Source organism: Kitasatospora sp. NPDC015121 (genome assembly GCF_055562955.1).
Map to the genome: position 1 here is coordinate 372,998 of NZ_JBVHEH010000005.1, position 23,272 is coordinate 396,269.

Annotated in this window: 27 protein-coding genes, 1 tRNA gene and 1 other RNA gene; 20 read left to right on the forward strand and 9 right to left on the reverse strand. The window is 70.0% G+C overall.

What is annotated here, in order from left to right:
* The first annotated feature begins 146 nt into the window (after window positions 1–146).
* Complete coding sequence (locus ACZ3J7_RS09835; RefSeq protein ID WP_465618637.1) at window positions 147–425, forward strand: GlsB/YeaQ/YmgE family stress response membrane protein; 279 nt, start codon at window positions 147–149, stop codon at window positions 423–425.
* Window positions 418–906, forward strand: coding sequence for an ATP-binding protein (locus ACZ3J7_RS09840; protein ID WP_465618639.1), 489 nt, complete (start codon window positions 418–420; stop codon window positions 904–906). The genes ACZ3J7_RS09835 and ACZ3J7_RS09840 overlap by 8 nt, the downstream gene beginning before the upstream one ends.
* Window positions 907–1,039: 133 nt before the next feature.
* Here ACZ3J7_RS09840 and ACZ3J7_RS09845 read toward each other — a convergent pair whose 3' ends face one another.
* The gene (locus ACZ3J7_RS09845) at window positions 1,040–1,987 is read right to left on the reverse strand and encodes a helix-turn-helix transcriptional regulator (RefSeq protein ID WP_465618745.1); all 948 of its coding nucleotides are present in this window, start codon (window positions 1,985–1,987) and stop codon (window positions 1,040–1,042) included.
* Window positions 1,988–2,050: 63 nt separating this feature from the next.
* On the opposite strand from ACZ3J7_RS09845, the gene ACZ3J7_RS09850 reads away from it, so the two are divergent.
* Together ACZ3J7_RS09850 and ACZ3J7_RS09855 are read left to right on the forward strand one after the other, a co-directional pair.
* Window positions 2,051–3,007 carry an alpha/beta fold hydrolase gene (locus ACZ3J7_RS09850; protein WP_465618641.1) on the forward strand — a complete coding sequence of 319 codons (957 nt, stop codon included), beginning with the start codon at window positions 2,051–2,053 and terminating at the stop codon, window positions 3,005–3,007.
* A gap of 205 nt (window positions 3,008–3,212) precedes the next feature.
* On the forward strand, window positions 3,213–3,905 hold the full coding sequence (locus tag ACZ3J7_RS09855) for a hypothetical protein (protein ID WP_465618643.1): 693 nt from the start codon (window positions 3,213–3,215) through the stop codon (window positions 3,903–3,905).
* A gap of 678 nt (window positions 3,906–4,583) precedes the next feature.
* Here the strand turns inward: ACZ3J7_RS09855 and ACZ3J7_RS09860 are convergent.
* The 3 genes from ACZ3J7_RS09860 to ACZ3J7_RS09870 all read right to left on the reverse strand — a co-directional run bounded on the left by ACZ3J7_RS09860 (window position 4,584) and on the right by ACZ3J7_RS09870 (window position 7,787).
* The gene (locus tag ACZ3J7_RS09860; protein ID WP_465618645.1) at window positions 4,584–5,045 is read right to left on the reverse strand and encodes a prevent-host-death family protein; all 462 of its coding nucleotides are present in this window, start codon (window positions 5,043–5,045) and stop codon (window positions 4,584–4,586) included.
* Between the two features lie 452 nt (window positions 5,046–5,497).
* Window positions 5,498–6,166: a hypothetical protein gene (locus ACZ3J7_RS09865; protein ID WP_465618647.1), complete on the reverse strand. Its 669-nt coding sequence runs from the start codon at window positions 6,164–6,166 to the stop codon at window positions 5,498–5,500.
* Window positions 6,167–6,497: 331 nt separating this feature from the next.
* Window positions 6,498–7,787, reverse strand: coding sequence for a phospholipase D-like domain-containing protein (locus tag ACZ3J7_RS09870; protein ID WP_465618649.1), 1,290 nt, complete (start codon window positions 7,785–7,787; stop codon window positions 6,498–6,500).
* A 224-nt stretch (window positions 7,788–8,011) separates the two neighbouring features.
* Between ACZ3J7_RS09870 and ACZ3J7_RS09875 the strand changes: the two genes are divergently transcribed.
* Genes ACZ3J7_RS09875 through ACZ3J7_RS09885 form a run of 3 tightly spaced genes read left to right on the forward strand, consistent with a single transcriptional unit; the run spans window position 8,012 to window position 9,290 of the window.
* Window positions 8,012–8,638 (forward strand): TetR/AcrR family transcriptional regulator, encoded by a 627-nt coding sequence (locus ACZ3J7_RS09875; protein WP_465618651.1) that lies wholly within the window; start codon window positions 8,012–8,014, stop codon window positions 8,636–8,638.
* A complete protein-coding gene (locus tag ACZ3J7_RS09880) occupies window positions 8,635–8,982 on the forward strand; it encodes a nuclear transport factor 2 family protein (RefSeq protein ID WP_465618653.1) in 348 nt (115 codons plus the stop codon). The genes ACZ3J7_RS09875 and ACZ3J7_RS09880 overlap by 4 nt, the downstream gene beginning before the upstream one ends.
* A complete protein-coding gene (locus ACZ3J7_RS09885; protein ID WP_465618655.1) occupies window positions 8,979–9,290 on the forward strand; it encodes a TfoX/Sxy family protein in 312 nt (103 codons plus the stop codon). The genes ACZ3J7_RS09880 and ACZ3J7_RS09885 overlap by 4 nt, the downstream gene beginning before the upstream one ends.
* 87 nt (window positions 9,291–9,377) lie before the next feature.
* On the opposite strand, the gene ACZ3J7_RS09890 is transcribed toward ACZ3J7_RS09885, so the two are convergent.
* The 4 genes from ACZ3J7_RS09890 to ACZ3J7_RS09905 all read right to left on the reverse strand — a co-directional run bounded on the left by ACZ3J7_RS09890 (window position 9,378) and on the right by ACZ3J7_RS09905 (window position 10,892).
* Entirely contained in the window at window positions 9,378–9,797 is a 420-nt protein-coding gene (locus tag ACZ3J7_RS09890) for a hypothetical protein (RefSeq protein ID WP_465618657.1), read from the reverse strand.
* Window positions 9,794–10,072: a ribbon-helix-helix domain-containing protein gene (locus ACZ3J7_RS09895; RefSeq protein WP_465618659.1), complete on the reverse strand. Its 279-nt coding sequence runs from the start codon at window positions 10,070–10,072 to the stop codon at window positions 9,794–9,796. The genes ACZ3J7_RS09890 and ACZ3J7_RS09895 overlap by 4 nt, the downstream gene beginning before the upstream one ends.
* 278 nt (window positions 10,073–10,350) lie before the next feature.
* The gene (locus ACZ3J7_RS09900) at window positions 10,351–10,617 is read right to left on the reverse strand and encodes a Txe/YoeB family addiction module toxin (RefSeq protein ID WP_465618661.1); all 267 of its coding nucleotides are present in this window, start codon (window positions 10,615–10,617) and stop codon (window positions 10,351–10,353) included.
* The gene (locus ACZ3J7_RS09905) at window positions 10,614–10,892 is read right to left on the reverse strand and encodes a type II toxin-antitoxin system Phd/YefM family antitoxin (RefSeq protein WP_465618663.1); all 279 of its coding nucleotides are present in this window, start codon (window positions 10,890–10,892) and stop codon (window positions 10,614–10,616) included. Before ACZ3J7_RS09905 ends, ACZ3J7_RS09900 begins: the two co-directional genes overlap by 4 nt.
* Before the next feature lie 326 nt (window positions 10,893–11,218).
* Between ACZ3J7_RS09905 and ACZ3J7_RS09910 the strand changes: the two genes are divergently transcribed.
* The 7 genes from ACZ3J7_RS09910 to ACZ3J7_RS09940 all read left to right on the forward strand — a co-directional run bounded on the left by ACZ3J7_RS09910 (window position 11,219) and on the right by ACZ3J7_RS09940 (window position 16,528).
* Complete coding sequence (locus tag ACZ3J7_RS09910; protein ID WP_465618665.1) at window positions 11,219–11,965, forward strand: Crp/Fnr family transcriptional regulator; 747 nt, start codon at window positions 11,219–11,221, stop codon at window positions 11,963–11,965.
* Window positions 11,966–12,070: 105 nt separating this feature from the next.
* Window positions 12,071–12,859, forward strand: coding sequence for a hypothetical protein (locus tag ACZ3J7_RS09915; RefSeq protein ID WP_465618667.1), 789 nt, complete (start codon window positions 12,071–12,073; stop codon window positions 12,857–12,859).
* Window positions 12,856–13,155: a hypothetical protein gene (locus ACZ3J7_RS09920; RefSeq protein ID WP_465618669.1), complete on the forward strand. Its 300-nt coding sequence runs from the start codon at window positions 12,856–12,858 to the stop codon at window positions 13,153–13,155. Before ACZ3J7_RS09915 ends, ACZ3J7_RS09920 begins: the two co-directional genes overlap by 4 nt.
* Window positions 13,146–13,892, forward strand: coding sequence for a hypothetical protein (locus ACZ3J7_RS09925; RefSeq protein WP_465618671.1), 747 nt, complete (start codon window positions 13,146–13,148; stop codon window positions 13,890–13,892). The genes ACZ3J7_RS09920 and ACZ3J7_RS09925 overlap by 10 nt, the downstream gene beginning before the upstream one ends.
* Window positions 13,889–14,197, forward strand: a complete 309-nt coding sequence (locus ACZ3J7_RS09930; protein ID WP_465618673.1) for a helix-turn-helix domain-containing protein — start codon at window positions 13,889–13,891, stop codon at window positions 14,195–14,197. The genes ACZ3J7_RS09925 and ACZ3J7_RS09930 overlap by 4 nt, the downstream gene beginning before the upstream one ends.
* Window positions 14,194–15,309: a hypothetical protein gene (locus ACZ3J7_RS09935; protein WP_465618675.1), complete on the forward strand. Its 1,116-nt coding sequence runs from the start codon at window positions 14,194–14,196 to the stop codon at window positions 15,307–15,309. The genes ACZ3J7_RS09930 and ACZ3J7_RS09935 overlap by 4 nt, the downstream gene beginning before the upstream one ends.
* Before the next feature lie 505 nt (window positions 15,310–15,814).
* Window positions 15,815–16,528 (forward strand): DsbA family oxidoreductase, encoded by a 714-nt coding sequence (locus ACZ3J7_RS09940; protein ID WP_465618677.1) that lies wholly within the window; start codon window positions 15,815–15,817, stop codon window positions 16,526–16,528.
* 404 nt (window positions 16,529–16,932) lie between these two features.
* On the opposite strand, the gene ACZ3J7_RS09945 is transcribed toward ACZ3J7_RS09940, so the two are convergent.
* Window positions 16,933–17,017: transfer RNA gene (locus tag ACZ3J7_RS09945), tRNA-Ser, on the reverse strand.
* Window positions 17,018–17,146: 129 nt separating this feature from the next.
* Here ACZ3J7_RS09945 and ffs point away from each other — a divergent pair.
* The 6 genes from ffs (at window position 17,147) to ACZ3J7_RS09975 (ending at window position 23,023) form a co-directional block, all read left to right on the forward strand.
* Window positions 17,147–17,243, forward strand: an RNA gene (gene ffs / locus ACZ3J7_RS09950) — signal recognition particle sRNA small type.
* A gap of 62 nt (window positions 17,244–17,305) precedes the next feature.
* Window positions 17,306–19,489 (forward strand): DNA polymerase III subunit gamma and tau, encoded by a 2,184-nt coding sequence (locus ACZ3J7_RS09955; protein WP_465618679.1) that lies wholly within the window; start codon window positions 17,306–17,308, stop codon window positions 19,487–19,489.
* A 151-nt stretch (window positions 19,490–19,640) separates the two neighbouring features.
* Window positions 19,641–19,958, forward strand: coding sequence for a YbaB/EbfC family nucleoid-associated protein (locus tag ACZ3J7_RS09960; RefSeq protein ID WP_465618747.1), 318 nt, complete (start codon window positions 19,641–19,643; stop codon window positions 19,956–19,958).
* A gap of 236 nt (window positions 19,959–20,194) precedes the next feature.
* Window positions 20,195–20,794: a recombination mediator RecR gene (recR, locus tag ACZ3J7_RS09965; RefSeq protein ID WP_465618680.1), complete on the forward strand. Its 600-nt coding sequence runs from the start codon at window positions 20,195–20,197 to the stop codon at window positions 20,792–20,794.
* Entirely contained in the window at window positions 20,787–21,452 is a 666-nt protein-coding gene (locus ACZ3J7_RS09970) for a DUF5063 domain-containing protein (RefSeq protein ID WP_465618682.1), read from the forward strand. Before recR ends, ACZ3J7_RS09970 begins: the two co-directional genes overlap by 8 nt.
* A gap of 287 nt (window positions 21,453–21,739) precedes the next feature.
* On the forward strand, window positions 21,740–23,023 hold the full coding sequence (locus ACZ3J7_RS09975) for an aspartate kinase (protein WP_465618684.1): 1,284 nt from the start codon (window positions 21,740–21,742) through the stop codon (window positions 23,021–23,023).
* The last annotated feature ends 249 nt before the right edge of the window (window positions 23,024–23,272 follow it).

Genomic DNA, 23,272 nt, shown 5'->3' on the forward strand with positions numbered 1-23,272 from the left:
CGCCGGTCGTCCGGGCCGGGTGCCCCCCGGCGGAGCGGCCGGGCACGAGCGGTTGCCGGAATTCGGCGCCAGGCGGTTTGAAAACCCCGCCACGGCGAAGACGAATGCCGTCAACGGCAGCGCTCGTAGCAGAGAAGGAGCACCACATGAGCATCCTCGCTTGGATACTGATCGGCCTGATCGCGGGTGCCATCGCCAAGGCGCTGATGCCGGGCAAGGACCCGGGCGGCATCATCATCACGGCGCTCATCGGCATCGCGGGCGGCCTGCTCGGCGGCTGGCTCGGCAAGGTGATCTTCGGCGTCGACTCCATCGACGGCTTCTTCGACCTCTCGACCTGGATCGCCGCGATCATCGGCTCGGTCATCCTCCTCGCCCTCTACCGGCTGGTCACCGGCAACCGTCACCACCACCGGCATGCCTGACCGACCCGACGCATCCACCGACGACACCTCCGCGCCGTCCCGTCCCCCGACCGGGGACGGGCCCGGCGGAGCGGTGAAGGCGGTGGGCTGGGCCCGCGCGCTGCCCCTCTCCAGCGGCGTGCGGGCCGGCCGTTTGTGGGCCCGCCGCCACCTTGAGGAGCTCGGCTGGACCGAGGATGCCGCCGGGACGGTCGACGACGTGCTCGTCACCGTCTCCGAGCTCCTCACCAACGCCCACCTGCACGCTCACACCGACGCCCACCTCGTCCTCACCTGGGACGGCTCCTGCCTGTACGTCAGCGTCCACGACGGCTCGCCGCAGCTGCCCCGCCCCCGTGAAGCCGGACCGAGGGCCACCTCCGGCCGCGGCATGGCCCTGGTGGACGCCCTCGCGGACGACTGGCGGGCCCACGCCGACGAGCACGGCAAGACCGTCACCGCCTGCTTCCACCCGCCGGGGCAAGCCGCCCACGGCGGCTGACCGCGGGACACCGCGCACCCGAGCGGAACCGAAGCACCGCAACGTGAACGCCGAAGGCCCGGACCGCAGTCGCGGTCCGGGCCTTCTGCGCGGGGCCGCCCCCCGAAACCGAGGGCGCCGCCCGTGGCCGGGCTCAGCGGTAGCGCTCGACGAGCGCCTCGCCGATCGAGGCCAGGTGGGCGCGCACGTCCGGAGGGCCGGTCACTTCGAGCCATTCGACGAGCCCGGCGAGCTCACCGGCCAGGGTGTACCCGTCGCGGCCGCGGATGACGACCTCGATGCGGCCGTCGGTCACGGCGCCTCCCACGTCGAGTCGGTCGCCGAGCCCGATCCGGAGGATGCCGATGCCCTCGGGCGTGCAGAGCGCCCGGATCTCCAGGGGCGTGCGCCGGCGTTCGACCTCGTCGGCGATCTCGCGCCAGCTCCCGGCGAGGTCGAAGTCCCCGGGCCGGTCCACCGGGTCGTCGGTCAGGACGGCGGACGCCACGCGGTCGATCCGGAAGGTCCGTCGGCCGGCCTCGGTGTGGGTGACGAGGTACCAGGCCGGGCCTTTGGCGACGATGCCCAGCGGGTGGACGGTCCTCCTCGTTTCGACGCCGCTGCCGTCGACGTACCCGAGCCGCACCTGGACGCCGCGGATCACCGCGTCCTGGAGCCCGTCGAGGAAGCGGGGCGGTCGGTGCTCGGCCCGGGGCGCCCCCCAGTGCCGCGGGTCCGTCACCAGTGACGCGGCCGCCGCCTCGGCCTGCGTGCGGAACGGCGCCGGCAGGGCCTGGACGAGTTTGCGCAGGGCCGCCTTCACGGCCGGCGCCGCGGCCGAGGCCGGACCGGCGGCCAGGAACAGGGCGCGGGCCTCACCCGAGGTCAACCCCGACAGGTCGGTGCGGGCGCCGCCCACCAGGCGCCAGCCGCCGCCCCGGCCCTGCGTGGAGTACACGGGCACCCCGGCCACGGCCAGGGCGTCGAGGTCGCGGCGGGCGGTGCGCTCGGAGACCTCCAGTTCCCGGGCGACCTCCGCCGCCGTCACCTGCTCGCGCCGCTGCAGCAACAGGAGGATGGCCACCAGCCGGTCGGTCCGCACGTCGACGAAACTCTCACGCAAACCGGTCACGAGGTGACCGGTTTCGGGGGACAGCATGGCGGCATGACCTCAACCGACTTCCCCGAGCCCACTCTCGTACCGGTCAACGGCGTGGAACTCGAAGTCTTCGAAACGGGCCGGGAGAACGCGGGGAACCCCGTCGTGCTCTGCCACGGCTGGCCGGAGCACGCCTTCTCCTGGCGCCACCAGATGCCCGCCCTCGCCGAGGCCGGCTACCACGTCATCGTCCCGAACCAGCGGGGTTACGGCCGCTCGTCCCGCCCGGTCGAAGTGACGGACTACGACATCGCCCACCTGACGGGCGACCTCGTCGGGCTCCTCGACCACTACGGCTACGAGGACGCCGCCTTCGTCGGCCACGACTGGGGGGCGTTCGTCGTCTGGGGCCTGGCCCTGCTGCACCCCGACCGGGTGAACAAGGTGGTCAACCTGAGCCTGCCCTACCAGGAGCGCGGGGAGAGGCCCTGGATCGAGTCCATGGCGGCCGTGCTCGGCGACGACTTCTACTTCGTCCACTTCAACCGGCGGCCGGGCGTCGCGGACGCCGTCTTCGACGCCGACCCCTCCCGGTTCCTCCGCAACCTGTACCGGAAGAACGAGCCCCCCGCGGAACCCCGGCCGGGCATGGCGCTGATCGACCTCGCCCGGGCGGAGGCACCACGCGGCGAGCCCGTCATGAGCGACGCGGAACTGGCCGTCCTCGTCTCCGCCTTCGAGACGTCCGGGTTCACCGGCACCGTCAACTGGTACCGGAACCTCGACCGCAACTGGCACCTGCTGGCGGACGCGGACCCGGTCGTCCACCAGCCCACCCTCATGATCTACGGCGACCGGGACCCGGTCGCGAGAGCCGAGAACCTGGCCGAGTTCGTCCCCCACGCGGAAGTGGTCAGCCTGGACTGCGGCCACTGGATCCAGCAGGAGAAGCCCGAGGAGACGAACCGGGTGATCACGACATGGCTGGCGCGTCAGGACCGGCCGAACAGCCCCACCGACTGACCCGGGGCCCCAGCGGAGCAGCCCGCTGGTCGGCGGCCTCGGAGTCGGTGCGTGCTGCCTGCCGCTCCGGGCCGCCTTGCGGGTCGAGCGCGCCCCGAAGAGGTCCGCAACGACATCGGAACTCCGACAACTCCCATGGCTGAAAGGATCGTTGACTGCATGTTGATGGTGTTCCATCCTGTGCTCCTGGGGGAAGGGGGCCGGGGTGTCGCAGCATCCGGAAGTCGATACGGGCCAGCGAGTGGTTCAGCGGAACTGGGTTTTCTGGCGCCTGCTGGTGTTCTTGTCCTGCGTGGCGGCCGTGCTATTCGTCTACACGGTCTTCCAGGAGAATCTGGCGGCCTCGGCGCAGCCTCCGAACCGAGGGCCCGTTCAGTTGCTGGACTTCCAGAGCGCCACGGCGGCACTGCTGGCCACAGGTGGAGCATTGTTCGCTCGGGCGCAGTACGCGACGACCGTTCGTCCGATGATCGGTTTCCAGGGACGGGCGATCGCCGGCCTGTCGCCGGTCGCGGGCGAACTGGTGTGGGCCTCGCGGATGATCAACGGAGCCGACAGCGGAGCGGTCGTCCGCGAGGTTCGCTACACCGTGCTGTTCAGGGGCCAGGAGCCGCCGGCCGCATGCCGGTGGATGACAATGGGCGAGGTGGACGAGGAGCTGGTGCGTGCCGGTCTGCAGCCGGAGGTCGACTACGCGTTCGTGCTCCTGGGGGAGGGGTATCCGGTGTCGGGAGACAACGGGCCACTGCTCGGCTGGTTCACGTCCAAGGCGATGGGCGTCGTCGAGGAACTCGGAGTGAAGGTGCGGGTCAGGGACAAGGTGGGGGACGAGCACGAGCGCTCGATGGGCATGCTCAAGGGAGCGGTCCGCGAGCCGCGCGTCCCGCAGGAGTGGTAGCGGGCGGCTGCCGCACGGCCGGGACGTACGAGACCCGGCACGGTGCGGAGCGGGATCGCCCGCCTCGTCGGAGCGGCCGGCAACTCGGCGGTCACCGGGCGTACGAAGTCTCGATCTCGGCCGCGGGCATGTCCGCGTGGACGGGCGACGCGATGATGCCGTCAGGCGAAGGGTACGAGATGCGGACTCGTGGGGCACCCCCGTCCTGACCTGCGGCGGAGCCCACGGTTGGGCGGCGGCTGAACCTGATTGGACGGGGGAGGAGACCAGAACGGAGACCACGCCGCCTATCGCCTGAAGCCGGACCGATCCGCTCCGCTGCCGGTCAGCCGTCCGTGTCTTTGGGATGCCGGGGCGAGGCGTGGACGAGATGGACGGTCCGGCCCCGTTCGTCGACGAGGTAGCGCACGCGCCCGCCGGCGGTCACCTCGTACTCCCACTGCGGTAGCTCGTCCCCTCCGAGGGTGCGGGTGGCGAGGCGGCCTCGGAGTCGGTGCTGCCGATCGGGGTCACCCGCGGACAGGGGATTGGTGCGGAGGGCCTCGAAGCAGCGCCGAGTGTTCCCCGGCGCCTCCGTGCAGAGGTCACCCCATCCCTTGGCTGCTTCGTTGGTGGCGAACCGCAGTCGCCACTCGTCACCGACCGGTGGCGGCGGGACGTCGTCTCCGCGCTTGGGGCTCACGGGGCGAGTACCTCGCCGTGGTCATCGCCCGGGAGCGGTTTGGTGAGCCGGGCGCTCAGTTCGGGGTCCGCCAGGATCCTGGCGGTGGCCCGCCACTCGACGATCACACGGTGCAGGTTGGCGTGGACGTCCAACTCCACCACGTCGCGGGTGGCGTTCACGAGGTCGACGACGAACTCGCGCACCTCCTCGGCCGACAGGTGCCTGGTCCAGGGGAAGACCTCGGGAAGAGCGAGGAGGACCGCGCGCGCCCCCTCGTCGCTGGTGATCAGGGCCGCGAACAGCCGTGCGGTGACATCCGCCGTCTCCTCGCGCTGACGGTCGTGACGTTCGGTGGTGAGGTACAGGTCCTCGCCGTCACGACGGGTGACGTGGACGCGCTGCGCCTGCTCGACGGTGTCCGCGACGCGCTTCGAGTTCTTCGACAGGTCGGAGAACGACACGGTGAGAGTGGACATGCGGCCACGCTACTTCGGAATACGTTCCGAAGTCAACCTCGCTGGATGGGGGTGCCTGCACGCTGTGGGCCGCTGCTGGCGTGGTGAGGGCTTGGCAAGATCAGCGCCTGCTCTTCGAGGACCGGCCTGCGGAGACCACGAAGGCCCGGGCCGTCGAGTGGACCTGGCCTTCGAACGATGCGGAGGAGGCGAGTGCCGAACTCGTGAGGGGCTGCCCCCAACACGCTTTCCCATGGTCCTCGGCGCCGTCCACTGAGATCCATGCCTGCCCTGAGCTGCGGCGGAGACCAGAACTGAGACTACGGCGGTGCAGCACGCCGGAGGATGAAGTGCCTGCCGTCCGGTTCCACCGCCACACGTGCACCATCGCGCGCGTGGCGGTAACCGCACGTTCTGTGCCGGCGGGGTGCATCGGGCCGAGCGGAACGGAGGTCCATCTGCTGCCCGCGGTTCTACTTGCGGCCCGGAGTCCACTTCATGCCGAGCCGGTACGCCCGGGAAATCACGTCCTGGATCCCCGGGCCGTCCTTCGGGGTGAACCACCTGACCTCGCGTCCGACGACGAGTTCGCCCTTCTGCCGCTTGATCAGGGCGATCGCGCACGCGTGCGCCTGCGGTGGGCACTCGTCGAGGCGCACCTCGAAGCGGTCACCGCGGTCGGAGGTGAGGGTCACCACCGCGTCGAGGCCGCGGAAGTCCCCGGATCCCTCGTAGATGTAGACGAAGAGGAGGAGTTTCGAGAACTCGGCCTGGTGATCCAGGTTGATCACGAGGTTCTCGCCGGTGGCCCGCGCACCGGTCCGGTCGTCCGCGTCGAGCGCGACGTACGGGAAGCGGTCCACCGAGCCGAACGAGTTGCCCAGGGCCTGGACGACGGTCTTGCGGCCGTCACCGAACCTGATCATGCATCCGAGGTCGAGGTCCACGTCCTTGACCGCCGCGGCCTGCAGCGAGGCCCGCATCCTCCGGAAGACGCCGCGCGCCTCTCCGGCCTTCTGCCGAGCGGCGGCCTGGGCCGACGTCCAGTTCAGGTTGACCCGGATCAGACCTGACGTCACGCCGTGCTTGTCCAGGGAGACGGTGGGGGACGCCTTCGTCAGGACTACCGGGGTGGGGACCATGTGGACGGCACGCTCCTGAGGGTGGGCCGAGGTGAGGCGGGTGTAGCCGACATCGAAGTCCCGATCCGGTTCCTGGGGACGGGTGTTCGCTGATCCGTGACTGCTTCGACACTGGATCGCTGTCCGTGGCGCCGAGCGGAGCGCGGGGCCGCAACCGAGTGGGGCCGGACGGTCGGACAGCAGTCGGCGCGCCTGTCGGGCCTCGTCCTTGCCGAGTCCGGCGACGTTCACCCGGGAGAGCACCCGGTCCCGGCGTTGTTCCGTGGTGCGCGCGTCGTACGCCTCGATCAGGGCCATCGGCGAGGTGACGGCCTCCGCCCCGCCACGAACGTCAGGGCGTCGGTGTGGGAGCGGGTGCGTTCTGCGCGTCGGCGGCGGCCCGCTGGGCCCAGAAGTTCGACCGGTAGGCGTCGTGGACGGCGGGGTCGTCGTACTTGAGCAGCGCCTCGTCGTTGGAGGTCAGCGCCATGTAGGTGTAGGTGTGGCTGCCGGTCCAGACGATCTTCTGGTTCGGGAGTCCCTTGTAACCGCCCTCCACCAGCAGGTACTTGGAGTGGGTGGCGGTGTGGCCGGCCACGTCGTCGTCCAGCTGGTGCAGGGTGATCCCGCCGTACCGGGTGGGCTGGGTGAGCTGGTTGAAGACGTCCGACCCGATGGTGTCCACGATGCGGTAGACGACATCGACGTAGCAGCCGGCGTTGTCGAGCTCCCAGAGTTTCCTGGCCACCTCGATGCGGCTGATGTGGTGCATGGCCACGCGGATCACCGTACGACCGTCGGTCGTGCCGTAGCCGGCCGAGTTGCCGAAGCAGGTCGGCCGGCCGTTCACCGGGGTGGCGACGGTGTTCAGGATGTCGATGATCGGATCGGTGGTGGCGCGCGGGAAGAAGTACACCTTGGCGGGCCCGGCCTGATACGCCACCGGGTAGTCGGCGACCTGCAGGGTGCGGTTCTGCTGGGCCGCGTCGAGGGCGGCGAAGTAACCGGCGTAATCGTCGAACAGCTCCACGTTCCCGGCCACGACCATCGCGTCGTTCCACGCCGACTGCCGGTCCCACAGCGTCTGGTTCGCCGAGGTCTGCACCACCACGTCGTCGACCGGCACGGTGCCGGTGGAACTGCCGGTGGTGGAGGAGAACAGCCAGAACTTGTTGTGGTTGTTGCTGTAGTAGGTGTCGGCGGGGTGGGGGTCCTTGGCCAGGCACGCCTCGTGCAGCGGGCAGACGCGTACCCAGGACTTCGCGGTGCTCGGCTGAGCCAGCCCGGCCGCGAGCTTGCTGTAGGACTGGGCGCCCGCTGCGGTGTCCACGCTGTTGTGGTCGAGCAGCACTCGGACGTTCACCCCGCGCAGGTGCGCGGCGGACAGCCGGTCGGCCAGCCAGTCGGAGTTCATCGCCCACTGCGAGGTGCTGATGGTCGAGCCGGGCACCGCGCCGTCGATCAGGTGCGAGAGGTACCCGAATATCGCGTCCCGCTTGATGGGGTCGGTCGGGTCGTTGAAGACGGGACCGGTGGTGACCAGCGGTGCGGGGGCCGTCGCGGCCACCGCGGTGCCGGGCGCGGCGGTGACCGCGAGCGCCGCCGCGAGGACGGGCGCGGCAAGGTTTCTGATCTTCGTCATGGCGGGCGAGTGTAACTTCGCCCGCACGTACCCCCCCGCTGCATCACGCGACGGCCCGTCCCGACGGCCACGGGAACACCACCGGCCCACCGCCAGTCGACCATCCGGGCCTTCGGTCCGGCGGAGGAGGCGGGTGTTCGAACCTGCGACGGGGGCGCGCCGGTGAGGGTGCCGCGGTCCCCGTGGATCGGTTGCCGTGGGGGCCGGACGGGCATGCTATTTTTGTGAGCGATCGTTCAACTACGGGGGAGTCGATGGGGCGCAAGCAGCTCTGGGACCAGGCGGAGGTGCTGGCCTCCGCCATGCGACTGTTCCGCCGCCGCGGCTACTTCGGGGCCTCGCTGCGGGACGTCGAGGAAGCGACCGGGCTGCATCCGGGCAGTCTCTACCGGGCCTTCCGGAGCAAGGACGGCCTGTTCTGCGCGGCGCTGGACGCCTACAACGACCAAGTGGTGCAGGGTCGCGTCCGAGCCCATCTCCTCGATTCGCCGGACCCCGTGGCGGGCGTCCGGTCGTTCTTCACCTCGACGTTCGAGACCGGCCTCGATCCCGATCCGGGATGTCTGCTCACCAACACCGCCGTGGAGTCCTTCTCCGTCCCGCAGGCCGCCGACGGGGTCCGCCGAGGGCTGGAGGCGATCGAGTCCGGCTTCGCCGCAGCCCTGACGCGCGCCCGCGCCCTGGGCCTGCTGTCCGCGGACCTGGACGTCGAGGCTTCGGCGGCCCACCTGCTGGCGCTCTACCAGGGCCTGCTCGTCCTGGTCCGGGCCGGCGCTCCCGTCACCAAACTGCACACGATCACCGATGGCGCGATGGCGTCGATCGGCTCCGAGGAAGAGGGACAGCGATGAGTGACTCACGGCAGCTCTGGGAGAACTACGCGGCGTGCTGGTCGGCCGACCCCGGCGAGCGGCCCGCCGCACTCGGCGCGGTCGCGGTCGACGACATCACCTACCGGGACCCGGGTACGGAGGTCAGCGGGCTGACCGAACTCGCCGCCTACATGGCCGGGTTCGCCGAGGCCTTCCCGGGCCACCGGTTCCGCATCGACGAGGTGCTCGAACACCACGACCGGTCGCTCGCCCGGTGGACCCAGCTCGGCGAGCAGGGCCAGCCCGCCATGGCGGGCGTGAGCTCGGCGCTCCACCGCGACGGCCGACTCGCCGACGTCACCGGGTTCTTCCTCCCCGCGTGAGCGGATCCCGCGGCCTCGCCGAGCACCTCGCCGATCAGCTGGCGGAGATCGGCGAGGTCACCGTCCACCGCTACTTCGGCGGCTGGGCCCTGCGCAGCCGTGGCGTCCAGTTCGCGATGGTGATGGACACGCTCTACTTCCGGGTCGACCGCGCGGCCCGTTCCTCTTACGAGAGCGCAGGGTCCACACCGTTCACCTACCGTTCCGCGGGCCGCGAGGTGGTGGTGCACAGCTACTACACCGTCCCGGCCCAGGCGATCGACGACCGGGCCGAGCTGTGCGTCCTGGCCCGCACCGCACTCGCCTGACCAACTGGCCGAGAGCAGTGAAGGCGGCTTCGCGGCCGTCCAACCATGGCTATGCGAGTTCGGTACCGAACTCGCCGAGGCAGCCGGTCAGACCTTCACCACCACCACGTGGTCCGGTAGCAGCCTCTCCAGGTCCTCCGGGGCGGAGGTGAAGACCGTCACCTGTCCGCGCTGCCGCAGTGCCACCACCGCGAGCACGGCGTCGATCGCGTACTTGTGCCCGTGCAGGCCGGCGTCCGCCAGCAGCCGACGTGCCTGTCGCGCCTCGTCCTTGCCCAGTTCGGCGACGTTCACCCGCGACAGCAGCCAGTCCCAGCGCTGCTCCGTGGTGTGCGCGTCGTACGCCTCGACCAGGGTCATCGGCGAGGTGATGATCTCCGCCTCGCCGCGAGCGGCGAGATCGAGCCGGGCGATCATCATCCGGTCGCCGCGGACCGCGAGCGACAGGGCCTCACTGTCCAGCACGAAGACGCGCAGCCGCCGGACCTCCTCGGCGCGCTTCCTCACGCGGTCGCCCCGCTGTTCCTGCCACGGGCCGTGCGGCGCCGGTCGTGCTCCGCGTCCAGGTCGTCCAGTTCCGCGTAGGCGGCAGCCCGTTCGTCACTGCTGACCGGCCCGTGCTCCTCCTCCAGCCAGACGACCAGCTCCTGCAGGCGGTCGCGGTCACGCTTGGCCCGGAGGGCATCGGCGACGTAGGCGGAGAGGCCGCGATCGGCACTGTCCGCGCGGATCTCGTCCAGCAGTTCCTCGGGGAGCGTGACAGTGACCTTCTTGGACGCCATACACGCCACCATACTCGCCGTACAGCAGGGTGGCCTGGCTTCTCGGGAAACGCCGAAGGCCCGGATCGCAGTTGCGGTCCGGGCCTTCGATCAGGCGGAGGATACGAGATTCGAACCCGTGAGGGGTTGCCCCCAACATGCTTTCCAATTCTCCTCAGCGCTGTCCGCTCGGGTTCATGCCTGCCCTGACCTGCGACGGAGTGGCCGACCGGGCGATGGCTGAACCTGTCCGGACGGGGGCGAACGAGACCAGAACTGAGACCACGGCACCTCGTGTCTCACTTGCCGTAGTGGTAGCGGCACGCGATGACGCACAAGGTGTCGCTCTGCTCGTCCAGGACGTAGATCAAGCGGTGTTCCTGGTCGATTCTGCGGGACCAGGCGCCGGCGAGCTCGTGCCGCAGGGGCTCGGGCTTGCCGATTCCCTCGTTGCCGTTTCGGCGGATGTCGTCGATCAGCAGGTTGATGCGCTTGAGGGCCCGGCGGTCGTCCGCCTGCCAAGACAGGTAGTCGGCCCAGCCGTGTTCGGTGAACTGGACTTTCACGCGCTCTGCTCGGTGGTGTCCTCGGGGTCGATCAGTTCGCGGGTCGCCGCACGGCCTTCGCGGTACTCCTGCAGGGAGTGGCGAAGGTGCTCGGCGTTGGCCGGGGATCGCAGCAGGTAGTCGGTCTCGCGGAGCGAGGCGTACTCGGCCAGCGAGACGACGACCAGTGGCTCATGGCCGGCGCGTGTGATGACGAGCTCTTCGGCGTCACTTTCCACGGCGTCCAGCGCGGCGGCAAGGTTGCCGCGGAGCTCGGTGGCGCTCATCGTCTTCATGGTGTACAGAATAACGTACATCTGGCGGATGGGCCAGAGGGTGTGACGAGGGCCGCGCCGGGGCTGCGGTCCAGATCGCCGCGCGGGTGGAGGGCGCAAGGTGCGAACTGGCGATCCGTTGCACCAAGAATGCTTTCAAAACCTCTTACAATACCCCTGCGATGGCTGGCTCCCGTTCGATTGCTCCAGAATTCCCGCGTGACGGCTTCGACGTGCGCCCCGTGCGCGCGTGCCGCACCAAATTCTCCCCGTGCGCTCTTTTGTGTTCGAATTCTGCCCTGATTTCATGATCGGCAAGGAAATCGAGTTCGACCACGAGGTGGGGCATGGAACGGGTGACCCGGAAAGCCGTAGAACGTGCCGCTTGCGACGTCAGCTGGCGGCGTCCTGCCCGCTTCCTCGGCAGCTTGTCGGGGGCGGTCCGTGAGGAACTGTTGGGCATCGGCTCTCCAGAGCAGTATCCGTCCGGAGAGAGGATTCTTTCGGAGGGGGCTCCAGGCGATTACCTGGTGCTTCTGAAGAGTGGCTACGTGAAGGTCACTGGAAAGCTCGCCAACGGGCGAGAAGCTCTGATTGCCATTCGGGTCGGCGGGGACGTGGTCGGGGAGATGGCCGTACTCGACGGCGCGCCCAGGTCGGCCACGGTAACAGCGTGCGACGACATTGACGCATACGTCATCCAAGGTCGAGCGATGCGGAGCTTCCTCGATAGGCATCCCGAGGTCGCTATCCAAATCGTACGGATCGGCAATCGGCGTCTGCGCACCGCGAATTCCTGGCGTATCGCGTTCGGCGAGTTCCCGGTTCGAGTACGGCTGGCCCGGGTGCTCGCCGAACTTGCGGAGGACCACGGTCGGCCCCTCGGCTCGCAGACCCTGATCTGCATCGACCTCACGCAGGCCGAACTTGCGGCGCTCATCGGTTCGAAGCAGAGGGCGGTGGAGAAAGCCTTGGAGGGCTTCCGCAACGAGGGGATCATCACGACCAGCTATCGCCATGGCGCGGTGAAAAAGCTGGACCGCCTCCGGGAGATCGGGCTGCTGCCACCGCGATCGGTTGCTGACAGGAGGTGAGAACCCGCACTTGTGCGGCTTGCTCGGAAACGCTGGCTCGCCGGCTGCACAGTGGGTGCCCAGCGCAGCCAACTGTCCTCACTCATCGAGCAGGTGATGGTTCACATGACGTCGCACCTGACCGCCCGGCTCCGGGGCAAGTCCCGGCCGGATGTCGTCCGCCGCCTCTGCCTGGCGGCTGACATCGAGCAGTACAGCCGCTTCGACACACCGGACCAGCGGGTCGTACAGGCCCGACTCGCCCAGGTGTTGCGGGTGGCAGCCGAACGTAGCGGGCTGGATCACAGCAGATGGTCCAGCCAGCCGCAGGGCGACATGGAGTTCGCGGTGCTCCCGCCTGATACGTCCGAGCAGGTGGTACTGGGCGAGTATGTCACCCACGTGGCAGCTGAACTCGGCAGCTATAACGCCACCCGTCGACCCGCAAGTCGGTTGCGGCTTCGCTTGGGCATCGACGCTGGCGTGGCTGCCACAGCGGCCCTGGGTTTCTCCGGCCCCGCCCCGGTTGCGGTGGCACGCTACCTCAACGCCCCCGAGGTGAAGCAGGCCCTGGCAGCCGACAGGTCGGCGAGCCTGGTTGTGGTGATTTCCGACCGTCTCTACCAGGACGTGGTGCGCTCGCGGCTCCACGGGCTCGTCCCGGAGCAGTACTGCCGTATCCACGTGCGGCAGAACGGCTTCGCTGGTTACGGCTGGGTCTGGTTGCCCGGCTCGGGCCCAGAGGTGGAGCGGGAACCCTGGCCGCTCACGGCGCAGGACGGACTGCGGCCTTCGGTACGAGCCGCAGAACGGGAGCAGCCGAACTCCGTGCAGCACGGTGTCCAAGGCATCGCAGTCCAGGGTGTGATCCACGGATCCGTCTACGGGGCTGCGCCCGGTGGGGAGGGCCGGTGAACGGCGATCATCCCGCCGGAGACTGCACGCCCTGCGGGATCACGGCGAATGGAAACCACCAATACGGCACCTTGGGTCTCTCCGTCCAGGGCAGGGCCCGCGATGTGCACTACTATGCGGCCCCCTCCTGCCATCAGTGCTCCGCCGCGGGCGCGCAGCAGCGTACGGCTGTCTTTTCGCCGGTCCCGTACGAGACGTTGCGCGAGGAATTACAGCGGATCGTTCAGATCTGCTCGCGCATTGTGGACGACCTGCGTGACGACGCCGACGAGTCGGGAGGTTCACCATGGGACTGATTTCCTATAACCGGGTGTTCGACGCGCTGGAACATCAGTTCCGGTCCGTCAATCTTCCCTTTCTAGTCACCACCATTGATGGCACTACCTGGATTTCCGCCTTGGCGGCCAGGCAGGCGCTGTACGGGAGGTTGGCGGCCCCGCAGCTCCGCGAGGAGATCTGGCGTGAAGCCGTAGGCACGGCGCAGCGCGACATCGGCGCGGATGGACCCAACCGGTTGCTGGTGCTCTGGCTGGCGTTGCCCGCGATGCGGTACACCCTCCATCGGATCGGGCTCCGCTGGGCTATCGACCGGCAGGATCTCGAATCCGAGTCACTGCTTGCCCTGTTGGTCGCGCTTGCGGAGGTAGACCCGCAAGCCATGGGCGCCGGACGCGCACTGTTGCGCTCCGCCGTCAATCGGGTCTGGGCGTTTGCCCGTTCCCAGATCCAGGAGCGGCCGGTGGCCGATATCGCGGCGCTGGCTGCTCCTCGTCTTGCTGTGCAGAAGTCCCCTGAATCACCGGCCAGTGGCTGGCGAGACGGTTGGGATCTGTGTGTGTCGCCGCCCGACCGGCTCGACGGCCTGTCGGCGACAGTGAGGTTCAGTGTCACACCGGATCGGTTGGAGAGCTTCAGGCTGGGCGAACTGGCAGGCCACTTGGGCCTCGAAGAGATCGTGTATCGCGCACGGCGTCCGAGTGAAGGCAGCCGAATCGGCACCCTGTCTCTGCGTCCGGCCGGAGGACGGCGATGAACCCCCATTCTCGTGCCTGGCTGTCGTTCGGCGAAGCTTTCGACCTACCTCTGACCATCGACGTGCGTACTGCCGCCCGAGCACTCGGACTTTGTCCTGCTACCGCCTACAAACTCATCCGCCGGGGCGGTTTCCCTTGCATGGTTTTGCGTTTCGGGAAGCAGTACCGGATCCCCACCGCCAGCTTGCTCAGGGTCCTCGGGATCGAGGAACGCCCCATCTATCCGGCCGATCTGAGGACCGGCATCGACTTTGCGCGACAACGCGATCGTGCATCGAAGTTGGAAATGGAGGACTGCGCATGAGTATCGTGACCGTCGCCGGCGTGGAGCCTGAGAAGGAACCGATGACGACCTGCTTCGTTATTGCGCCAATCGGCAACGAACACGCTCCGGATGGGAGTCCGGAGCTCCGGGCTTTCGAGGAAAACCTAGAGATTTACGAGAACGTGATCCTGCCTGCCTGTGCCAGGTACGGGATCGTACCGGTCCGGGCGGACGGGATCGCCGACACGGGCGAAATTGCTGAGCAGATCTGTCGGCACGTGCTGCAGGACGACATCGTGATTGCCGACCTCACTGGAGGCAACGCCAATGTGGCCTACGAACTCGGGATTCGGCATCTGACCGGAAAGCCTGTCATCCACATCGGCGAAAACGGTCAGCTGCCGTTCAATATCTCGCAGATCCGGACGATCAAGTTCAAGCGTAGCCGGAGTGGGCTAGTCAGGGCGCGACGCGACCTGGAGGGCGCGCTGGAGGGCGCCTTGCACAACGGGTTCGAGCCGTTGACCCCGGCTCGGATCCTGTTCGGGCTACCGGCAGAGCCGGCTCCGGCGGTCCTGGTCGAGGCGGAGCAGGACGATCCGGAGGCCCCCGGACTGTTCGACCGGTTCGCCCGCGTGGAGGAGCAGATGGAGGCGATGAGTGAGACTACGGAGGCGATCGCCGGATTCATGACGGTGATTAGTGAGGCCGTCCTGCAAATCGGTCCCGTGATGGAACGGGCATCCCAGCCGGGGACGCCGATGACTGCCTGGTTGCCGGCGATGGCTGAGCTTGGGACGGCGATGACCGAGCCGGCCTCCGGTCTCCGGGAAGCGTGCACCCGTTTCGCTGGGCAGATGGTGGAGATGGACGCGGCGGTTCAGACGGCGTTCGACGTCATCGCAGCGATGCCGCCCGAGCAGCGTGTCGGTTCACCGGTCGGGTTCCTGGAGCAGATGGTCAGTACCGCCAAGTCCACCCACGAGGTGGTCAGTGTGCTCGGCGAGGTCGAGGTCGCAATGCGGTGGGTGGCCAAGATGAGCCGGTCACTGCGCGCGCCCGGCCGGGACATCTCGGCCGCGGTCAAGCAGATCAGCGGCGTCATGACTCGAATCGTGGACTGGGAACGCAGGGCTCACGCGTTGATGTGACCGCACAAGGGTGGACCCACCGGCTTCATCGTGGCTCACCCGCTGATCCCGGCATGCACAGTCCCTACGATCACCACCAACAACGCAGAGGGCCCCGACCGGCAAACCGGTCGGGGCCCTCTGCAAGGCGGAGGATACGAGATTCGAACTCGTGAGGGGTTGCCCCCAACACGCTTTCCAATTCTCCCGAATGGTGTCCGCCGGGGTCCGAGGCTGTTCCGACCTGCGGCGGAGCGGGCCACGGGGCGGACGCCGAACCCGGCTGGACGGGGACGAATGAGACCAGAACTGAGACCGGATCGATCCGACCCGGCCTTTCGCGGCCCGGAAGCACTCCCCTGTGCAGCCGTCCCCGAGGAACTGGAGCGGCTGGCGACCGGGGCCTGATGGCGGAGCTCGCGTCCCGGCGGAATACTTCAGGATGAGAAATATTCATGTGGGGGGAGCTTGTTTCGGTAGGCAGTGGCGCGGGAGGTCCGCGCAAGGCTGGAAGGAGTGCAACGCCATGCGCGTCGAGGTGTGGGGCGACATCAACTGCCCGTGGTGCTACATCGGCAAGGCCCGGTTCGAGCAGGCCCTGGCAGGCTTCGAGCACCGCGAGGATGTGGAGATCGTCCACCGGTCCTTCGAACTGGACCCCCGCGCGCCGCGCGCGGCCCGCCCGCTGATCCCGCTGCTGGCGTCGAAGTACGGCCTGAGCCTGGAGCAGGCCGAGGCGGCGGAGGCACGGATCGCCGAGAACGCCCGCGGGGAGGGACTGCCGTACCTGAGCGAGGGGCGCGACGCGGCGAACTCCTTCGACATGCACCGGCTGCTGCACCTCGCCAAGGACCAGGGACGGCAGGCGGAGCTGCTGGACGTGCTGTACCGGGCCAACTTCGCCGACGAGCGCTCGGCGTTCGCGGCGGGGCGGCTGGTCGAGCTGGCCGTCGAGGCGGGGCTGGACGGCGAGGCGGCGGCCGCGGTGCTGGCCGATCCGGAGGCGTACGCGGACGCGGTGCGCGAGGACGAGGCGACGGCGAGCGCGATGGGGGCGACGGGCGTGCCGTTCTTCGTCCTTGACCGGCGCCTGGGAGTGTCGGGCGCGCAGCCTGTGGAAACGTTCGCGCGGGCGCTCGAGCAGGCCTGGGAGAGCCGGCTGCCGGCGCCACTGATCCCGGTCGGCGGGGGCGACGCGGAAGCCTGCGGGCCGGACGGCTGCGAGTTGCCCCAGCGATAGGGCGGCGCCCGCCGCCGGGCGCGCCCAGTCGGTCTCCGGGCTCCGGCTTGCCGTGCCCGGGTGACCGGGGCGGCGATCGGGAGCCCGTCGGGCTGCCGGCGTCGTCGACGGGGGGCCGGCCTGGACGTACAGCTCGACCGAGCCGACCGGGGCTCTTCGCCGTAGGGTCCCGGTCGCGCGCCGCAATCGACCGGGCCTTGGGCCACTACCCCGATCGGCACGGCGTAGTTGGTGCACTGCAGGTGCGGGAAACGCTGGAGCAGTAGCCGCGGCTCGGTGTCGTTGTGTATCGGTCCGGGTCGGTGCCCCGGAAGCCGAACTGGGGCCAGAACTGGGACTGCGGTACGACGAAGGCCCCGACCGCTCAGCGGTCGGGGCCTTTCGTTTGCCCTGGCGGGCGGAGGCGGAGGATACGAGATTCGAACTCGTGAGGGGTTGCCCCCAACACGCTTTCCAAGCGTGCGCCCTAGGCCTCTAGGCGAATCCTCCGTGGGAGAGCTTAGTACATGTCGAGGGGTGGTTGCGACCACGGTCTCGCAGGTGGGTGGTGGGGCGGGGCCTGCGGATCGGAGTCGGGGGTGGGTGGGGGGAGTGGGGGCTGGGATCCGCTACTCTTGGGGCAGCCCCTCGTGTGGCGCTATCTCGCTGAACCCCCCCAGGGCCGGAAGGCAGCAAGGGTAGGTGGGCTCTGGCGGGTGCACGAGGGGTCCTTGCGTTTTCGGGGAGATCGCGGGTGGGCGTCCGCGTTTGTCGGTTGGTCCCGATATCTTCGGGGGTGTGTCCCTAGCCCTGTACCGCCGCTACCGCCCCGAGACCTTCGCGGAGGTCATCGGGCAGGAGCACGTGACCGCCCCGCTTCAGCAGGCCCTGCGCAACAACAGGGTCAACCACGCGTACCTGTTCAGCGGGCCGCGCGGGTGCGGGAAGACCACGAGCGCCCGGATCCTGGCCCGCTGCCTGAACTGCGAGCAGGGGCCGACCCCGGATCCGTGCGGGGAGTGCCAGTCCTGTCGTGACCTGGCGACCGGTGGCCCGGGCTCGATCGACGTGATCGAGATCGACGCCGCCTCGCACGGTGGCGTGGACGACGCGCGCGAGCTGCGCGAGCGGGCGTTCTTCGCGCCGGTGCACAGCCGGTACAAGATCTTCATCCTGGACGAGGCGCACATGGTGACCTCGGCCGGCTTCAACGCGCTGCTGAAGGTGGTGGAGGAGCCGCCGGAGCACCTGAAGTTCATCTTCGCGACCACCGAGCCGGAGAAGGTGATCGGGACGATCCGCTCCCGCACCCACCACTACCCGTTCCGGCTGGTGCCGCCGGGCACGCTGCGCGACTACCTGGCGCAGGTGTGCGGCCGGGAGGGCATCCGGGTCGAGGACTCGGTGTTCCCGCTGGTGGTGCGGTCCGGCGCGGGTTCGGTCCGCGACTCGATGTCGGTGATGGACCAGCTGCTGGCGGGCGCCGACGAAGCCGGCGTGACGTACCCGATGGCGACGGCGCTGCTGGGCTACACGGACGCGACGCTGTTGGACGAGGTGGTGGACGCCTTCGCGGCGCAGGACGGCGCGACGGTGTTCCAGGTGGTCGACCGGGTGGTCGAGGGCGGGCACGACCCGCGGCGGTTCGTGACGGACCTGCTGGAGCGGCTGCGCGACCTGGTGATCCTGGCCACGGTGCCGGACGCTGGCGAGAAGAGCCTGATCGACGCCCCGGCCGACCGGATCGCGGTGATGCAGGCGCAGGCCGACCGCTTCGGCCCGGCCGAGCTGAGCCGCGCCGCCGACCTGGTGAACACCGGCCTGACCGAGATGCGCGGCAACGCCGCGCCCCGGCTCCAGCTGGAGCTGATCTGCGCCCGGGTGATGCTGCCCGGCGCGTACGGGGACGAGCTGTCGGTGCAGGCCCGTCTGGACAAGCTGGAGCGCCGGGCGGCGACGGGCGGCTTCGCCGCACCGGTGGCGTTCCAGCCCCCCGTGCAGGTCCAGCAGGTCCAGCAGGTTCAGCAGGTGCCCGCGCCGCAGGCCGCCGCGCCCCACGTCGAGCAGCCCTCCGCCCAGCCCGCGCCCGCCCGGCCCGCAGCCGTGCAGCCGGCCCCCGCGCCCGCCCCGGCCGGTCCGGCCCCCGGGGCCTGGCCGATCCCGCGCAGCTTCGCGCCCGGCGAGCAGCCGACGCCGACGCCGACGTCGGTGCAGGCGCCGACGCCGCAGCCCGCGCCCGTGCAGCAGACCCCGCCCCCCGCGCCCGCGTCCGCGCCGCAGGCCGCCCCGGCCGCGGTGCCGCAGCCGGCCGGTGCGCAGCCGTCGGCGGCGGCGCAGCAGGGTGCGGCGCAGATCCGGCAGATGTGGCCGCAGATCCTGGAGGCGGTGAAGAACCGCCGCCGGTTCACCTGGATCCTGCTGAGCCAGAACGGCCAGGTGGCCGGGTTCGACGGCAGCACGCTGCAGGTGTCGTTCGTGAACGCGGGCGCCCGGGACAGCTTCGTCGGCAGCCACAGCGACGAGGTGCTGAAGCAGGCGCTCTCGGACGCGCTGGGCGTGGACTGGCGGGTGGAGTGCATCGTCGACCCCTCGGGCGGGACGAACCCGCCGTCCGTGCAGTCCGCGGCGCCGCCCGCGCAGCCGCCGGCGGCCGGCGGCTGGGGTGCCCCGCAGGCGCCCCGCCCGGCTCCGCAGCCCCCCGTGCAGCAGGCTCCCGCGCCGGTCCGGCAGGCCCCCGCGCCCGCGCCCGTCGTGCAGGCGCCCGCCCCGGTGCCGCAGGCCCCCGCGCCCGTGCAGCAGCCTCCGCAGGCCGCCCCGCAGCCGCGGCCGAAGTCGCAGTCCCCGGCGCAGGTCGCGCCGGAGGACGACATCCCGGAGGAGGACGACCCGGACCTCAAGGAGGACGTCTTCTCCGCCCAGGAGCTGATCGTCCGCGAGCTGGGGGCGACGGTGCTGGAGGAGATCCACCACCGTCCGGGCTGACGGCCCGGGCGGGAACTGACGTGGGGCCGACGGGCGGCCGCGTAGGCTCGGGGACGAAGGGCCGGTGCGGGCGGCTTCGGTCGGGTCGCGCCGGTGTGTGGAGTGTCGACGGATCGAGGAGAGTCCCGTGTTCCCTGGTGGTCAGCCGAACATGCAGCAGCTGCTGAAGCAGGCGCAGAAGATGCAGGAGGACCTCGCCCGGGCGCAGCAGGAGCTGGCCGAGGCGCGGGTGTCCGGCTCGGCGGGCGGCGGCCTGGTCGAGGCGACGGTGTCGGGCGCGGGCGAGCTGGTCGCGCTGAACATCGCCCCGGCGGCGGTCGACCCGGAGGACACCGAGACCCTGGCGGACCTGGTGCTCGCCGCGGTGCGCGACGCCGCCGCGGCGGCGCAGAAGCTGCAGGCCGAGCGGATGGGCCCGCTGACCCAGGGCCTCGGCGGTGGCGGCGGGATCCCCGGTCTCCCGTTCTGACCCGAGCGGGACTCGACCGGGCTCCGGCCGCCGCCCGAGCGGGACCCGAGCGGGCTCCGGCGGCACCTGACCGGGCACGTCCGGCACCCGGCCGACCACGCCCGGTGCGGGCGTCGGAACCCCTGGTGACGGCTTGTGTGATTTATGGGTCAGTAGGGCGTCGGGCGGTGTGTCCGGCGCCCGATTCGTTGGATGATGGCACCGGAGCGGACTCCGGTCGAAGGAAGGCGTGGCAGGTGTACGAGGGCGTGGTGCAGGACCTGATCGACGAGCTGGGCAGGCTGCCCGGAGTCGGTCCGAAGAGCGCCCAGCGGATCGCCTTCCACATCCTGCAGGCCGATCCGGTGGACGTGCGCCGGCTGGCGCACGCGCTGCAGCAGGTGAAGGAGAAGGTCCGGTTCTGCGCGGTCTGCGGCAACGTCGCGGAGGCCGAGCGGTGCCGGGTCTGCCTGGACCCGCGCCGCGACCTCGCGGTGATCTGCGTGGTGGAGGAGCCCAAGGACGTGGTGGCGATCGAGCGGACCCGCGAGTTCCGCGGCCGCTACCACGTGCTGGGCGGGGCGATCAGCCCGATCGAGGGGGTCGGTCCGGACGACCTGCGGATCCGCGAGCTGATGACCAGGCTCGCGGACGGCACGGTCACCGAGCTGATCCTGGCCACCGACCCCAACCTGGAGGGGGAGGCGACCGCGACCTACCTGGCCCGGCTGTGCAAGCCGATGGGCCTCAAGGTCACCCGGCTGGCGAGCGGACTGCCCGTCGGCGGGGACTTGGAGTACGCCGACGAGGTCACCCTCGGCCGGGCGTTCGAAGGGAGACGACTGCTCGATGTCTGACCGAACCGACACCACCCCCGACCTGCCGGGCCCGCTCGGGCGGAGCGAGGCCCCGGACGACTTCGCGGTGCAGATCGCGGACTCGGTGGAGAGCTTCGTGCTGGCCGTCACCGAGGTGGCCAAGGGCGACGAGCCGGGCAGCGCGATCTCGCTGCTGCTGCTGGAGGTCTCGCAGCTGCTGCTGACCGGCGGCCGGCTGGGCGCGATCGAGGACGTGCTCCCGGACGACCGCTTCGAGCCCGACACGGGCCCCGAGCCGGACGGGGTGGAGCTGCGCGAGCGGCTCGCCGAGCTGCTGGCGCCGATCGACGTCTACCACGAGGTGTTCGACCCGTACGGTCCGCCGGAGAAGCCGAGCGCGTTCCGGATCTCGGACGACCTGGCGGGCGTGGTCAGCGAGCTGAGCCACGGGCTGACGCACTACCGCGAGGGCCGGGTCTCGGAGGCGCTGTGGTGGTGGCAGTTCTCCTACCTGTCGAACTGGGGCTCGACCTGCACGGCGGTGCTGCGCGCGCTGCAGTCGCTGATCGCGCACGTCCGGCTGGACTCGCCGCTGGGCGCCGTGCCGGACGGGGCGGACACCGACGACGACGGGCTGACGGACGAGCAGTTGGAGCAGCAGGCGGGCGACCTGATGGCGGCCGAGCTCGGCCTGTAGCCGCGGAGCCCCGCGCACGGCGGGGCGGCCCGGACGGAGCGGCCCGGACGGAGCGGCCCGGGCGCCGGTGTGACGCAAACGTCATCCGGGGCCCGGAGGCGAAGATTCCGGGAGCCCGGCGCGGCTGGGGCGGCGATTCTTCGGGGCGGGCGGCCGGGGCCCGCAGACCTGCCGGTCGGCGGTGACCAGAGTTCGATATTCGTATCTCAGCATGTGAAAGCCGTCGGCCGGAGAACCCCTGCTCGTTAGACTGGCCGCGACCTACCACCCCAAGTCGAGGAGCCCCCGTGGGCCTTGTCGTGCAGAAGTACGGCGGCTCATCCGTCGCGGATGCCGAAGGCATCAAGCGCGTCGCCCGCCGCATCGTGGACACCAGGAAGGCCGGCCACGAGGTCGTCGTCGTGGTCTCCGCGATGGGTGACACCACGGACGAACTCATCGAGCTCGCGGAACAGGTGACCCCTATTCCGTCCGGCCGCGAGTTCGACATGCTGCTGACCGCCGGAGAGCGCATCTCGATGGCGCTGCTGGCCATGGCGATCCGGACGCTGGGCTTCGACGCCCAGTCGTTCACCGGCAGCCAGGCCGGCGTGATCACCGACTCGACCCACAACAAGGCGCGCATCATCGACGTGACGCCGGGCCGGATCCGGGCCGCCCTGGACGAGGGCAACATCGCGATCGTGGCGGGCTTCCAGGGCGTGTCGCAGGTCTCCAAGGACATCACCACGCTGGGCCGCGGCGGCTCGGACACCACCGCGGTGGCGCTGGCGGCCGCGCTGGGCGCCGAGGTCTGCGAGATCTACACCGACGTGGACGGCGTGTTCACCGCCGACCCGCGGGTGGTCAAGAAGGCCCGCAAGATCGACTGGATCGCCTTCGAGGACATGCTGGAGCTGGCCTCGTCCGGCTCGAAGGTGCTGCTCGACCGCTGCGTGGAGTACGCGCGGCGCTACAACATCCCGATTCACGTACGATCGTCGTTCTCCGGTCTGCCGGGGACGATCGTCAGTGGCACCAACCCGAACAAGAAGCCCGAAGGGGGCGAGATGGAGCAGGCCATCATCTCCGGAGTCGCCCACGACACGTCGGAGGCCAAGGTCACCGTCGTCGGCGTGCCCGACAAGCCCGGTGAGGCCGCCCGGATCTTCCGCGCCATCGCGGACGCCGAGGTCAACATCGACATGGTCGTGCAGAACGTGTCGGCCGCGGCCACCGGCCTGACCGACATCTCCTTCACGCTGCCCACCAACGAGGGCCAGAAGGCCATCGACGCGCTGAGCCGCGTCAAGGAGGGCATCGGCTACGAGTCGCTGCGCTTCGACGACGCGATCGGCAAGATCTCGCTGGTCGGCGCCGGCATGCGCTCCAACCCGGGCGTCACCGCGACCTTCTTCGAGGCGCTCTCCGAGGCGGGCGTGAACATCGAGCTGATCTCCACCTCGGAGATCCGCATCTCGGTGGTCACCCGCGCGGAGGACGTGCCGGAGGCGGTCCGCGCCGTGCACACCGCGTTCGGCCTGGACAGCGACACCGACGAGGCGGTCGTCTACGGCGGCACCGGCCGCTGAGCCGAGGGTCGTACCCCGGGTCGGCCCTCGGACCGGCACCGGACGACACCGGACGGCACGCGGGTCCGCCCCGGATACCCACACCGCAACGGTTGTGTGCGGGAGGGGTGAAGCGGACCCGGTCCGTCCGCCGGGTCTGCCAGAATCCCCCTTCGGAGCCAGTGCGCTCGGGAGGGGGATTCCCTCTTCGCGGAACCAGAGTCCCCGGCCGGGGCAACCAGGACAGGGGATCGGGTGTCCAACCAGCGT

Excerpts from the sequence above, each read along its gene's own strand:
- ACZ3J7_RS09905 (WP_465618663.1), bottom strand. The coding sequence starts at position 10,892 with ATGAAGACGATGAGCGCCACCGAGCTCCGCGGCAACCTTGCCGCCGCG.
- ACZ3J7_RS09910 (WP_465618665.1), top strand. The coding sequence starts at position 11,219 with ATGGAACGGGTGACCCGGAAAGCCGTAGAACGTGCCGCTTGCGACGTC.
- ACZ3J7_RS09895 (WP_465618659.1), bottom strand. The coding sequence starts at position 10,072 with ATGGCGTCCAAGAAGGTCACTGTCACGCTCCCCGAGGAACTGCTGGAC.
- ACZ3J7_RS09835 (WP_465618637.1), top strand. The coding sequence starts at position 147 with ATGAGCATCCTCGCTTGGATACTGATCGGCCTGATCGCGGGTGCCATC.
- ACZ3J7_RS09970 (WP_465618682.1), top strand. The coding sequence starts at position 20,787 with ATGTCTGACCGAACCGACACCACCCCCGACCTGCCGGGCCCGCTCGGG.
- ACZ3J7_RS09935 (WP_465618675.1), top strand. The coding sequence starts at position 14,194 with ATGAGTATCGTGACCGTCGCCGGCGTGGAGCCTGAGAAGGAACCGATG.
- ACZ3J7_RS09850 (WP_465618641.1), top strand. The coding sequence starts at position 2,051 with ATGACCTCAACCGACTTCCCCGAGCCCACTCTCGTACCGGTCAACGGC.
- ACZ3J7_RS09915 (WP_465618667.1), top strand. The coding sequence starts at position 12,071 with ATGACGTCGCACCTGACCGCCCGGCTCCGGGGCAAGTCCCGGCCGGAT.
- ACZ3J7_RS09940 (WP_465618677.1), top strand. The coding sequence starts at position 15,815 with ATGCGCGTCGAGGTGTGGGGCGACATCAACTGCCCGTGGTGCTACATC.
- ACZ3J7_RS09860 (WP_465618645.1), bottom strand. The coding sequence starts at position 5,045 with ATGTCCACTCTCACCGTGTCGTTCTCCGACCTGTCGAAGAACTCGAAG.
- ACZ3J7_RS09870 (WP_465618649.1), bottom strand. The coding sequence starts at position 7,787 with ATGACGAAGATCAGAAACCTTGCCGCGCCCGTCCTCGCGGCGGCGCTC.
- ACZ3J7_RS09840 (WP_465618639.1), top strand. The coding sequence starts at position 418 with ATGCCTGACCGACCCGACGCATCCACCGACGACACCTCCGCGCCGTCC.
- ACZ3J7_RS09930 (WP_465618673.1), top strand. The coding sequence starts at position 13,889 with ATGAACCCCCATTCTCGTGCCTGGCTGTCGTTCGGCGAAGCTTTCGAC.
- ACZ3J7_RS09925 (WP_465618671.1), top strand. The coding sequence starts at position 13,146 with ATGGGACTGATTTCCTATAACCGGGTGTTCGACGCGCTGGAACATCAG.
- ACZ3J7_RS09880 (WP_465618653.1), top strand. The coding sequence starts at position 8,635 with ATGAGTGACTCACGGCAGCTCTGGGAGAACTACGCGGCGTGCTGGTCG.
- ACZ3J7_RS09960 (WP_465618747.1), top strand. The coding sequence starts at position 19,641 with ATGCAGCAGCTGCTGAAGCAGGCGCAGAAGATGCAGGAGGACCTCGCC.
- ACZ3J7_RS09865 (WP_465618647.1), bottom strand. The coding sequence starts at position 6,166 with ATGGTCCCCACCCCGGTAGTCCTGACGAAGGCGTCCCCCACCGTCTCC.